Consider the following 11921-nt stretch of genomic DNA (forward strand, 5'->3'; position numbering starts at 1 on the left):
CACGTGGATTACCATGATTTGTTTCAAAAAGAGTTAACCCTGATAAATTCAAGTTATGAGAGTCAGGCAGAACTTTTTGAATACACGAGCAAGATATTAGAGAAAGAGCAGTATGTAGAGGCGACTTTTAGAGAAGCGGTGACAAGCCGAGAAGAAGTTTTTCCTACTGGACTCGAGATGAATGGCATCAAAATCGCAATTCCTCATACCGATACGATTTATGTCAAACGACCTTTTGTACTTGTTAACAAGCTTTCTACACCGATTCCTTTTATTCAAATGGGGACAACAGAGAAGTGGATTGATGTCGAAGTTATTTTCATGTTAGGTATTAAAAATCCCAAAGATCAAGTTCCACTGCTTTCAAGCATCATGGAAAAATTTATGGAAGCAGACTTTGTGGAACAAATAAAGGAAATAAATGATAGCAACGCATTATGTGATTTTCTAAAAAAACAATTTGGAGAGTGATTAGAGTGAAAAAAGTTATCGTAGCATGTGGATCAGGTGTAGCAACAAGTCAAACAGTGGCATCTAAAGTAGAACGCATTTTAAAAGAAAAAGGTGTTCGCGCAACAGTAGAAGCAGTTGATATTAAGTCTTTAGAACAACATATTAAGACAAGTGATGTATACGTGGCAATTACAAAAGCGAACAAGGAATTTGATATTCCAACATTAAATGGTATTGCGTTCTTAACTGGTATGGGCATGGACGAAGAAACAGAAAAATTACTTAACGCCTTAAAATAAATAACACAAAATAGGGAGCGTGAAAAAATGGAGTCATTACAATCAGTTATACAGTTTATTTTGAACCTTGGAGCTGCCGTTTTTGTTCCAGCACTGATGATTATTATTGGGCTAATTGTACGAATGAAAGTAAGAGATGCAGTAAGTGCGGGGATTATTCTAGGGGTAGCTTTCCTTGGAATGAATATTGTTATTGGCTTTATGATTGAAGCTTTAACACCAGCTGCACAAGGACTGGCAGAAAGAACAGGGATTAATTTAAGCATTTTAGATGGTGGATGGACATCGATGGCAACACTTGCTTGGGCTTGGCCATTTGCTTTCTTGATGTTCCCGCTACAACTAGGTATTAACGCGATTATGCTAATTATCAATAAAACCAAAACCTTGAATGTCGATTTATGGAACGTTTGGGGCAAAATTTTAACAGCGGTACTTATTATCGGAGTAACTCAAAATGTTTACTTGGCATTTATTGTTGCCGGAATTCAAATTGTTACAGAACTAATTTTATGTGATGCAAACCAACGTCAAATTCAAGAGTTAAATGGAATTCCAGGTGTAACAGTTTCCCACGGCATGATGATTTTCTGTATTTTCTTAATGCCGCTTGACTGGTTACTTAAAAAAATTCCAGCTCTTCGTAAAGATATGGATGCCAACGCGTTAAAAGATAAAATTGGTATTTTTGCAGAAAACCATGTAATGGGCTTTATTATCGGTGGACTTTTAGGGATTGCAGCAGGATACGATGTAGCAAAAACGCTTATGTTAGCCATGCAAGCAGCAGCTGCATTAACCCTTTTCCCAATGGTTGCAAAACTATTTATGCAAGCTCTTTCACCACTATCTGATGGTATTTCTGAGTTTATGAAACGTAAATTTAAAAATCGTGAATTGTTTATTGGCTTAGATTGGCCTATTTTAGCAGGATGTAGTGAAGTGTGGGTAGCAATCGTTCTTATGGTCCCAGTTACACTTATTTTTGCGCTTATTTTACCAGGAAATGGTGTATTACCTTTCGCAGGGATTTTAAATATTTCCTTGTGTGCACCAGCGCTTATTGTAACAGGCGGAAACTTGATTCGCATGATTATTCTTGGAACGATTACAACACCAATTTTCTTATATGTATCTACGTTCTTCGCTGGAACGATTACAGATTTAGCACATTCAACAGGCGCAATTTCGCTAAAAGCTGGACAACAAATTACATGGAGTACGCTGGAATATCCAGTGTTCCGTTATATTTTTGCAGAAGCAAGTCAGTTCACTATTTTAGGCTTTATTTTTGTCGCAATTTGGGTATTATTACTAGTATTTTATGTGAAAATGATGAAAAAACGAACAATTGAACTAGAAAAAGCTAGCTCTTGAGAAATAGGAGTGATGAGATGATTTACACAATAACATTAAATCCAGCTATTGACCGGTTGCTTTTCATTCAAGGAGAGTTAGAAAAAAGGAAGACTAATCGAGTCAAAAAAACAGCATATGATTGCGGGGGAAAGGGACTTCATGTTTCAGGTGTGCTATCGAAATTCGGTATTAAAAATGAAGCACTTGGAATTGCGGGATCAGACAATCTCGACAAACTATATGCCATTCTAAAAGAAAAACATATTAACCATGATCTCCTTGTAGAAGCTGGAACTTCGACAAGAGAATGCTTCGTCGTCTTAAGTGATGACACGTTTGGCAGCACGATGATACCAGAAGCAGGTTTTACCGTAAGTCAGACCAACAAAGTGAACCTTTTGAAACAAATCGCTAAAAAAGTTAAAAAAGAGGACATGGTGGTGATTGCTGGATCCCCGCCTCCTCATTATACATTATCTGATTTTAAAGAACTACTAAGAACTGTCAAAGCAACTGGCGCGTTTCTAGGATGTGATAATTCCGGTGAATATTTAAATCTAGCTGTCGAAATGGGCGTCGATTTCATTAAACCAAATGAAGATGAAGTTATCGCCATTTTAGATGAAAAGACAAGTTCACTAGAAGAAAATGTCCGCAAATTAGCTGAAAAAATCCCCTATCTTGTTGTTTCGCTTGGAGCAAAAGGATCCATTTGCGCACATAACGGCAAATTGTATCAAGTTATTCCACCAAAAGTGCAGGAACGCAATGATACTGGGGCGGGCGATGTGTTTGTCGGGGCATTTATTGCGGGACTTGCGATGAATATGCCGATTACAGAAACACTAAAAGTTGCGACAGGTTGCTCAGCTAGTAAAGTCATGCAACAAGATAGTTCAAGCTTTGATTTAGAAGCTGCTGGAAAACTCAAGAATCAAGTAAGTATTATACAATTGGAGGAGAGATAATATGTTATATCAAAAAGAACGTGAAGATTTAGCCAAAATAGTAAAGACTATGTTTGACCGCTTTGAAACGAATGCGGCTGGAGGAAATGTTAGTGTGCGTATGAATAGCGAGCACATTATTATGACGCCAACGCTTATGAGTCAAGCAAAACTTTGCGATCTTTCCCCGTATGAAATCCTTGTAGTGGATAACAACAATGAAGTAGTAGAAGGAGACGGAAGAGTAACTAGAGAAATCAACTTACACCGTGCTTGCTATGTAGAAAATCCAAAAATCGGTTGTGTTCTTCATGCTCATCCAAAAGAATCAATGTTGTTTGCAACACTTGGTATGGAACTTCCGAATTTAACGGAAGCAACGCAAAAAATTGGTCAAATCCCAACCCTTGAATTTGCTCCAGCAACTAGTCCAGAACTTGCAGAAATCGTACGGAAACACGTTATCGAGTTAGGGGATAAAGCTGTTCCAAGTGCAAGCTTATTAAATAAGCATGGTATTGTCGTACTAGATACATCACTCCATAAAGCTTATGACATGCTAGAACGTATTGAATATAATGCCTATATTGCGGAAAAAGCATTAGTGTTTGATGCTTTGGGTATAAAAAAATTAGCTCATGACCGCGAACTAAATTATAATTTGGAGGAGTAACTAATGGAAAAATTCCTTTTTAATGCAACGTTATTTGCCAGTGCTTTATTACTAATGGTAGGGATATTTAAAAGTTCTATTCCAATCACCGCCATTTCACTCGTGTTAGCAGTTGTTTCGCAACATTTCTTTCGGAAAAAATATCCTAAACAAACTCGTAGTTATCGCGAAATAATCGCGGCAAAGCAGAAAAAAGGATGAAAAAAGGGATGAAAATCTACAATTAGATTTTCATCCCTTTTTTATTACAATTGTGAACGTTGTGATTTTTTTGGTCGAACATATAACCCAAGTTTTTCTTGTTCCCTCGTCAACGAAACAAATAAGGAAACAATCATCAAGATAATGACAATGGAAAACGGAAAGGCCGCTATAATTGATGCATTTTGAAGTGCTGTCAGTCCGCCCGCATAGAGCAGTACGCTTGCTATACCAGCTTGTAGTAAGCCCCATGTTACTTTGATGGAGTTTGGTGGATTTAAAGAACCGCCAGTTGTTTGCATCCCGAGAACAAATGTGGCCGAGTCTGCTGAAGTAATAAAGAAGACTGCAATTAAAATCATCGCAACAATCGATAACACCATGCCAGCTGGGAATTCATTAAATACCCCAAATAGTACTTGTTCAGTTGCTAAACTTGAAAGCTCAGAATTTCCATGTTGTTCGACAAAAATCGCCGAGCCACCAAATACGGCAAACCAAAACACACTGACTAAAGCGGGCAACACGATGACACCGAGTAAGAATTGACGAATCGTTCTACCGCGTGAAATTCGAGCGATGAAAATCCCGACAAATGGTGACCAAGAAAGCCACCAAGCCCAGTAAAAAATAGTCCAGGAGTCAATCCATTTTCTGGCATCAGGCGCATCAGGTGCCGTCTGGAAACTCATTTGGATGATATTTTGTAAATAGTCTCCAAATGAATTGGTGAAATTATTCATAATGAAAAGCGTAGGTCCGAGAATAAGGGTTAAAACTAATAAAACACCAGCAACATAAATATTTACATTACTTAAAAGCTGAATACCTTTATCAAGTCCGGACATGGCCGACAACATAAATAAAATAGTGACGATAACAATAATCGTAAATTGAACTGTAAAATTGTTTGGAACGCCAAACAAGTATGTAAGGCCCCCATTAATTTGTTGTGCGCCAAGGCCGAGTGTAGTTGCAACTCCAATTACCGTCGCAAAAACAGCAATGATATCAATCAATTGCCCAATCGGACCTTTAGCATGTTTGCCTAAAATGGGGTATAGTGTGGCGCTTATTAAGCCAGGTGCATTTTTCCGGAATTTGAAGTAAGCCAGTGCTAAAGCGACAATCGCGTAAATTGACCAAGCGGAAATGCCCCAGTGGAAGAATGAATAGCGAAGCGCATCTTTCATAGCTGCTTGCGTGCCAACTTCGCCGCCGGGAGCTTGGACAGCATAATGAGATAACGGCTCAGCTGCACCCCAGAAAACGAGCCCAATTCCCATTCCAGCACTAAATAACATCGCAAACCAAGACTTATTACTATATCCCGGTTCTTCACCAGGTTTTCCGAGTCTGATTGAGCCAATCGGACTTAAGACTAAAAACAAGCAGAAGATAATAATAATCGCTACAACAATTAAATAGTACCAACCAAAATTACTTGTTAGAAATTTTTGGATATTGGTTGTAAAAGTCTCAAATTGTTTTGGCAAAAAAGCCCCAAATAAAACGGCTAATAAAACGAGAAGACCCGATCCCCAAAAGACACTTGTTAATTTTTTCAATACATCACTTCCCTTTATTTTCTCTGTATGTATTTCCCCAAGTTAGCACAAAGGTAACATTCTTATTAATAGTAACAAAAAAAGTACTACCCTGACAAATCTTGTAAGGTGTGAAAAAGAGCGATAAAAAAGAGAATACAATAAAAAAACTGGAATGCCAAGCAGCATTCCAGTGGGATTTACAATGTTTTTTTTGCATTAGTAAGCGCCACTCTAATTTGATCAAACCCAGTTCCACCGTAAGAATTTCTTTTTTTAACAGCCGTTTTAGAAGAAAGAACATCATAAATATCTTCTTCAATAAGTGAATTTATTTCCTTATAGTGGTTAAGTGAGATGTCTTGCAAATATATCCCTTTTTGGGTACAAGCAAGCACCAATTTTCCAACGATTTCATGTGCTTCTCTAAATGGAACGCTCTTTTTCGCCAAATAATCTGCTAACTCGGTCGCATTGGAAAAATCTTTTTGCGTCGATTCTTCCATTATTTCTGTGTTGATCTTCATCGTTTCAATCATTCCTGCGAATATATCTAAGCTTGTTTGAACCGTCTCAAGCGTATCAAACATGCCTTCCTTATCTTCTTGCAAGTCTTTATTGTAAGCGAGTGGGAGCCCTTTTAAAACTGTTAGCATGCCGAACAGGTTTCCGTAAACTCGGCCAGTTTTCCCGCGGATTAACTCAGCCATATCTGGGTTTTTCTTTTGCGGCATAATCGAACTTCCTGTCGAAAACGCATCTGTTAACTCGACAAATTGAAACTCATGACTCGTCCAAAGTATCAGTTCCTCACAAAAACGCGATAAATGCATCATTAAGATAGAACTGTTACTAAGAAACTCAATAATAAAATCACGATCACTCACGCCGTCCAAACTATTTTCATACACAGCAGAAAAGCCAAGTAATTCTGCGCTATAAGCCCGGTCTATCGGGAAAGTCGTTCCAGCAAGTGCAGCGGAACCGAGCGGCGAAATATCAATCCGCTTAACGCTCTCCTCTAAACGCTCTAAGTCTCGCGTAAACATACCGAAATAGGCTAATAAATGATGGGCAAAGGACAGAGGCTGGGCATGTTGCAAGTGCGTGTAGCCAGGCATAATTGTTTCAACGTGCAACTCTGCTTTTTGAACAAGCACTACGCGTAAATGTTTTAATGACTGAATAATTTCCGCTACGGCTTGTTTTAAATATAAATGCATATCTGTTGCAACTTGATCATTCCGACTGCGCGCCGTATGAAGTTTTCCAGCGACTGGGCCGATTTCCTCGTGCAATAGTTTTTCGATATTTAAATGAATATCTTCGTTAACCGTGCTGAATTCGAGCTCACCAAGCGCTAATTTTTCTTGGAGAATTTTTAACCCGGCCGTAATTTCAGCTGCTTCTGAAGCAGGAATAATCCCGCATTTGCTGAGCATGGCGACATGCGCTAAACTACCCGCCAAGTCTTCTTTTGCCATTTGTTGATCAAAAGAAATAGATGCTCCAAAATCATCAATCCATTTATCACTTTTCTCCTGAAAACGTCCACCCCATAGTTTTTCCATTTTTTACACCTCAGTTGTTATGGTCACTTTTGAATTAACTTCTGCGCTCACTTTCGTTGGTAATCCCCAAAGCTTGATGAAGCCAACTGCTGCATCTTGGTCGAATGTATCGGAAGACGTATAGGTTGCTAAGTTTTCATCGTAAAGCGAATTTGGTGATTTTCTTCCTTCCACAATGGCATGACCTTTAAATAATTTAACACGGATGGTGCCGTTCACGAATTTTTGCGTGGATTTTAAGAAGGCAACTAATGCTTCTGTTAAAGGCGAGAACCATAAGCCATTGTAAATTGTTTCGCTGATTTTTTGTTCAATAATAGGTTTGAAATGTGCTACTTCACGAACAAAAGTTAAATCTTCTAGTTCTTTATGTGCAGTGATTAAAGTGACAGCAGCCGGACATTCGTATACTTCACGTGATTTAATACCTACTAAACGATTTTCGATATGATCGATTCTGCCAATACCATGTTTGCCAGCAATTTCATTTAATGTAAGGATTAAATTTGCTAGACTCATATTTTCACCATTAAGAGAAATAGGAATCCCAGCATCAAAGGTGATTTCAACGATATCTGCTGTATTGGGTGCGTCTTCTAAACTCACTGTTAAGTCGTAAGCTGCTTCTGGTGGTGTGGTCCATGGGTTTTCAAGAACCCCACATTCATTACTTCTACCCCAAAGGTTTTGGTCAATCGAGAAGGGGTTATCTAAATCAATTGGAACAGGAATGTTATGTTCTTTGGCGTAATTGATTTCTTCTTCTCTAGACCATTTCCAGTCCCGGACAGGAGAGATGACTTTTAAATCAGGAGCAAGTGCATGAATCGCTACTTCAAACCGGACTTGGTCATTTCCTTTACCAGTACAACCATGAGCAATAGCAGAAGCGCCTTCTTGACGAGCTACTTCTACTAATTTTTTCGCAATTAATGGACGGCTTAAAGCAGAAATAAGCGGATATTTTCCTTCATAATAAGCATGGGCTTGAAGTGCAATCAACGCAAAATCCTCTGCAAATTCTTCTTTCGCATCAATTGTATAGGATTCGCTTGCTCCAACAGTAATAGCTTTCTCCTTAATGAAATCCAAATTTTTTCCTTCACCAACGTCTAAACAACATGCGATAACCTCATAACCTGATTCTACTAACCACTGAATTGCAACAGAAGTATCTAACCCACCTGAGTAAGCTAATACAATTTTTTCCTTTGCCATTGTATTCATCCTCCTATTCATAAATATACAAATATTTGTATTTATATTAACACTAACGCTTGTGAATATCAACCTTTTTATTTCGGTTTATTCATAATTATGCTTAAAAATACATTTTCAAATAAAAATAATCATTTCAAATAGTAATAAATTGGTTCCTGTTCGTAAAACTGCTATACTTGTTATTGAAGTTATATTGAAGGAGTTGAGCGAATGTGAAAAATACAATAAAATGGATTGCTATCGGTTTTGCCGGGATCATTCTACTTCCATTATTAATCGTTTTCTTTATTTACAAAAAAGCAGTTGGGAAAAAAGAATATAATCCCGAGGTACTTGAAAATTTAGATGAGGCTTCTCAGGAATATGTGAAAAACACTTCACCATTATCTGACGTAGATTCACGATATAAATATATGAGATTAGCAACAAAAGCATTACCTTCAGCAAAAGATATCGAAATTGGTGATGTGGAAAATAAAAAAATTGATGGTCCAGCTGGCAAAATTCCGATTCGGATTTATACACCACAAGAAGAGGGACCTTTCGAAATTATCGTTTACTATCATGGTGGCGGATTTATTTTAGGCGGACTACAAACACATGACGCGATTGCAAGAAAACTGGTACAAACTACTGGTGCGCGTGTTGTAACGGTTGATTACCGACTCGCTCCAGAAAATCCTTTCCCAGCGGCAGTGGAAGATGCTTATGCGGCACTACTTTGGGTACAAAATCACCGTACTAGCCTACGAGCTAAATCCTCCGATATTATTGTGGCAGGGGATAGTGTAGGTGGTAACTTAGCAACTGTAGTTACGCAGATTGCTAAATCCAAAGGAAAACCAAATATCACTGCTCAAATTTTACTTTATCCAGCAACGGATATTTTCAGTCGTGATGCGTCTGTTCTTTATCCGTCAATGGATGAATTTGCAGAAGGCTACGTGCTTACGAAAGAATCATTAGATAAATTCTTTAAATTATATATTGCGAATGCAAGTGATCGTAAATACGATCCACTCGTTGCACCAATCCGTAGCAAAGATTTAGTCGGACTTCCAAAAACATTTATTGCGACTGCTGAATTTGATCCACTTAGAGATCAAGGGGAAGCATATGCGAAGAAATTAAAAGACGCTGGCGTAGAAGTATTTGCCAAACGCTTTGAAAAAGTGCCACATGGCTTTATGACAACTAATTCAGAAGCGACCGATGAGACATACGAATTGATTAGCGAGTTTTTAGAAGAAAAATAAATCCGTGAATCCACTCTTTTAGTAGAGTGGATTTTTTTATTGACAAAGAATTTTTTTCATGAGAAAATGACTTACGAACGGTCGTCAGTTTTTCTGGGAGGAGTGGAATGATGAGAAAAGAAGAAATCAAACAAGCTGCACTGACACTTTTTGCTAATAATGGTTTTGAAGGAACATCGCTTGCTGATATTGCGGGAGTGGTGGGGCTGAAGAAACAATCCATCTATTCTCATTTTAAAGATAAAGATGATTTGTTTTTATCTATTATGAAGGATGCGAAATCTACGGAAATTGATTATTATCGGGCAAAACTCCTAGATAGCGATTTATCTAGACCAGATTTAGTTTTATCTAGTTTACTTTTTGGTGTGAAGGAATTATACGACACCGATGAGGCGTATCAATTTTGGCTACGGTATGGGTTTTATCCACCGAAGCATTTGTATGATATTGTTCAAGCAGATATTACCGAGAATCTGCTACAAATGGAACAAGATTTTACCACTTTATTTAGCAATTGGATGGAGCAAAAGTTAATACCGATGCAAGATGTGGAAACGATGAAAGAAGCGTATATGGGAATCCTCGATGCCGTCATCGTTGACATTGTGTACGTGAATGACCCGGAAAGAACGGAAAAGAAAATCACAGCTTTATGGCAAATTTTCTGGAGAGGAATTACGCTAAAAGCTTAATTTAGAGGTGTAACATGGCAAAGAATATAGAAATATTAGAGACAGATTCAGTTAAAAAGATTTATTTTAGATATTTAATTCCTTCCTTAGTAGGAATGTTGTTAATGTCTTTAAATATTGTGATTGATGGAATTTTTGTTGGGCATAAGCTCGGCGGAGTAGCACTGGCTGGGATAAACATTGCCGTGCCTGTATTTACGATTTTTACAGCTATTTCGATTTGGATTGGGATTGGTGCCGCGACTCAATTTTCCTTTGCAATTGGGGAGAAAAATGTTGCCAGAGCACAAACAATTTTTACGAACGCGATTTTAGCAGTTATTTCCATTACGCTCGTTATTGCCATACTTGCTTTTATTTTTAAAGTACCACTAGCTTATTTTTTAGGTGCGAATGATGAAACGATTGGTTACGTACTTGAGTATATGAATATATTGCTTATTTTTGGATTTGCACTTACGCTTGAAAATATTTTAAGTATTTTTGTCCGTAACGATGGTGATCCGAATTTATCTATGGTTGCTCTAATTGTTACGGCAATAAGTAATGTTATTTTGAATTATTTATTTTTATTCGTATTTGAATGGGGCGTTACGGGTTCTGCGCTTGCTACGATGATTGCAATTATTATCGGTGTGTTGATTCTAATTACACATTTCTTTAAAAAATCTAGTCGCTTGAAATTTGTAAAAGTTGATTGGAATAAAGCTTTTTTCAAAAAAACGCTAGGCATTGGGTTGCCAAGTTTTTTAGCAGAAGTTGGCGTGTCGGTATTTACTTTAGGCTATAATATTTCTATCGCAGCTATTGCTGGAACTGCAGGCGTTGCGGCTTTCTCTGTTTTAAATTATACCCATAGTGTAATTTTAATGTTATTCCTTGGTATGGGTTCAGCGATTCAACCACTTATTAGTTATTACCGAGGGGCAAGGGCAAGAGAGAAGGAACTTGAAACATTGAAAATTGCAATCGTAGTAGCATTTAGTACAGGAGTTGCCTTTTTATTAGTTGGATTATTTGGTTCTAACTTGCTCGTTTCGATGTTCGGAAACTTTAGTGCAGAAATTAGAGAACTTGCAAGTAACGGAATTAAGTTATTCTATTCAGCCTACTTATTTATGGGCTTTAACTTTGTTATGATGACATATTTCCAAACTTCCGATAAAGTCAAAATGGCAACATGGATTACGATTTCACGAGAAATTATTTTTATGGTGATTTTCTTGCTTATTTTACCACCAATCATTGGCATCCCAGGTGTTTGGTTAGCAATTCCGATTTCGGAAATGATTGTAGCGGTTTCGATTGTATTTTATATGAAGAAGAAGCATATATTATTTAAATAGTTAAAAGCGAAGGGCATTGTACCTTCGCTTTTTTTGGATAAACTAAAGTGAAATAAGCTTTAAAAGCACCATTTTTTTCGTTGTTTCCTTTTTTTAATTTTACAAGATTTGAATGTTAAAATGATATTCTACACGTTTTATGTAGGTTAAAACCTTTCAAGTGGGAATGAATAGGTTAATTGATTTATGCTAAAAGAATATAGAGGCAAAACTTTTTCTAGCCTCTATATTTATTTTTTAAGTAAATATTTAAAAAAATTAGTATAAAATATGACGAATTAGTGAAGATTTGTATGGATTTTCCAATGAAAAAACAGCAAATAAACTTACATAAGTACAATGAGTTTTATTTT

The 11921-nt window shown here is 37.3% G+C and carries 12 protein-coding genes; 9 read left to right on the forward strand and 3 right to left on the reverse strand.

The genetic code is table 11. The features are described from left to right. Window positions 1-3 precede the first annotated feature (3 nt). Genes HCB45_RS00190 through HCB45_RS00215 form a run of 6 tightly spaced genes read left to right on the forward strand, consistent with a single transcriptional unit; the run spans window position 4 to window position 3932 of the window. On the forward strand, window positions 4-471 hold the full coding sequence (locus HCB45_RS00190; RefSeq protein ID WP_185319271.1) for a PTS sugar transporter subunit IIA: 468 nt from the start codon (window positions 4-6) through the stop codon (window positions 469-471). 5 nt (window positions 472-476) lie between these two features. Further along, a complete protein-coding gene (locus HCB45_RS00195; protein ID WP_003722354.1) occupies window positions 477-752 on the forward strand; it encodes a PTS sugar transporter subunit IIB in 276 nt (91 codons plus the stop codon). Between the two features lie 27 nt (window positions 753-779). Then, window positions 780-2129, forward strand: coding sequence for a PTS galactitol transporter subunit IIC (locus HCB45_RS00200; protein ID WP_185319270.1), 1350 nt, complete (start codon window positions 780-782; stop codon window positions 2127-2129). Between the two features lie 17 nt (window positions 2130-2146). Continuing rightward, entirely contained in the window at window positions 2147-3079 is a 933-nt protein-coding gene (locus HCB45_RS00205; RefSeq protein ID WP_185319269.1) for a 1-phosphofructokinase, read from the forward strand. Window position 3080: 1 nt separating this feature from the next. After that, the gene (locus HCB45_RS00210) at window positions 3081-3731 is read left to right on the forward strand and encodes a class II aldolase/adducin family protein (RefSeq protein WP_003724521.1); all 651 of its coding nucleotides are present in this window, start codon (window positions 3081-3083) and stop codon (window positions 3729-3731) included. A gap of 3 nt (window positions 3732-3734) precedes the next feature. After that, window positions 3735-3932, forward strand: coding sequence for a hypothetical protein (locus HCB45_RS00215; RefSeq protein ID WP_185319267.1), 198 nt, complete (start codon window positions 3735-3737; stop codon window positions 3930-3932). Between the two features lie 44 nt (window positions 3933-3976). On the opposite strand, the gene betL is transcribed toward HCB45_RS00215, so the two are convergent. The 3 genes from betL to HCB45_RS00230 all read right to left on the reverse strand — a co-directional run bounded on the left by betL (window position 3977) and on the right by HCB45_RS00230 (window position 8268). Continuing rightward, window positions 3977-5500 carry a BCCT family glycine betaine transporter BetL gene (gene betL / locus HCB45_RS00220; protein ID WP_185618239.1) on the reverse strand — a complete coding sequence of 508 codons (1524 nt, stop codon included), beginning with the start codon at window positions 5498-5500 and terminating at the stop codon, window positions 3977-3979. 179 nt (window positions 5501-5679) lie between these two features. After that, entirely contained in the window at window positions 5680-7050 is a 1371-nt protein-coding gene (gene argH / locus HCB45_RS00225; protein WP_185618241.1) for an argininosuccinate lyase, read from the reverse strand. A 3-nt stretch (window positions 7051-7053) separates the two neighbouring features. Then, a complete protein-coding gene (locus tag HCB45_RS00230) occupies window positions 7054-8268 on the reverse strand; it encodes an argininosuccinate synthase (protein ID WP_185319264.1) in 1215 nt (404 codons plus the stop codon). A gap of 215 nt (window positions 8269-8483) precedes the next feature. Here HCB45_RS00230 and HCB45_RS00235 point away from each other — a divergent pair, with 215 nt between their 5' ends. The 3 genes from HCB45_RS00235 (at window position 8484) to fepA (ending at window position 11568) form a co-directional block, all read left to right on the forward strand. Beyond that, window positions 8484-9527 carry an alpha/beta hydrolase gene (locus tag HCB45_RS00235; protein ID WP_185319263.1) on the forward strand — a complete coding sequence of 348 codons (1044 nt, stop codon included), beginning with the start codon at window positions 8484-8486 and terminating at the stop codon, window positions 9525-9527. 110 nt (window positions 9528-9637) lie between these two features. Next, the gene (gene fepR, locus HCB45_RS00240; RefSeq protein WP_185319451.1) at window positions 9638-10222 is read left to right on the forward strand and encodes an efflux pump transcriptional regulator FepR; all 585 of its coding nucleotides are present in this window, start codon (window positions 9638-9640) and stop codon (window positions 10220-10222) included. A gap of 14 nt (window positions 10223-10236) precedes the next feature. After that, window positions 10237-11568: a multidrug efflux MATE transporter FepA gene (fepA, locus tag HCB45_RS00245; RefSeq protein WP_185319262.1), complete on the forward strand. Its 1332-nt coding sequence runs from the start codon at window positions 10237-10239 to the stop codon at window positions 11566-11568. The last annotated feature ends 353 nt before the right edge of the window (window positions 11569-11921 follow it).

The organism is Listeria farberi (assembly GCF_014229245.1).
GTDB lineage: Bacteria > Bacillota > Bacilli > Lactobacillales > Listeriaceae > Listeria > Listeria farberi.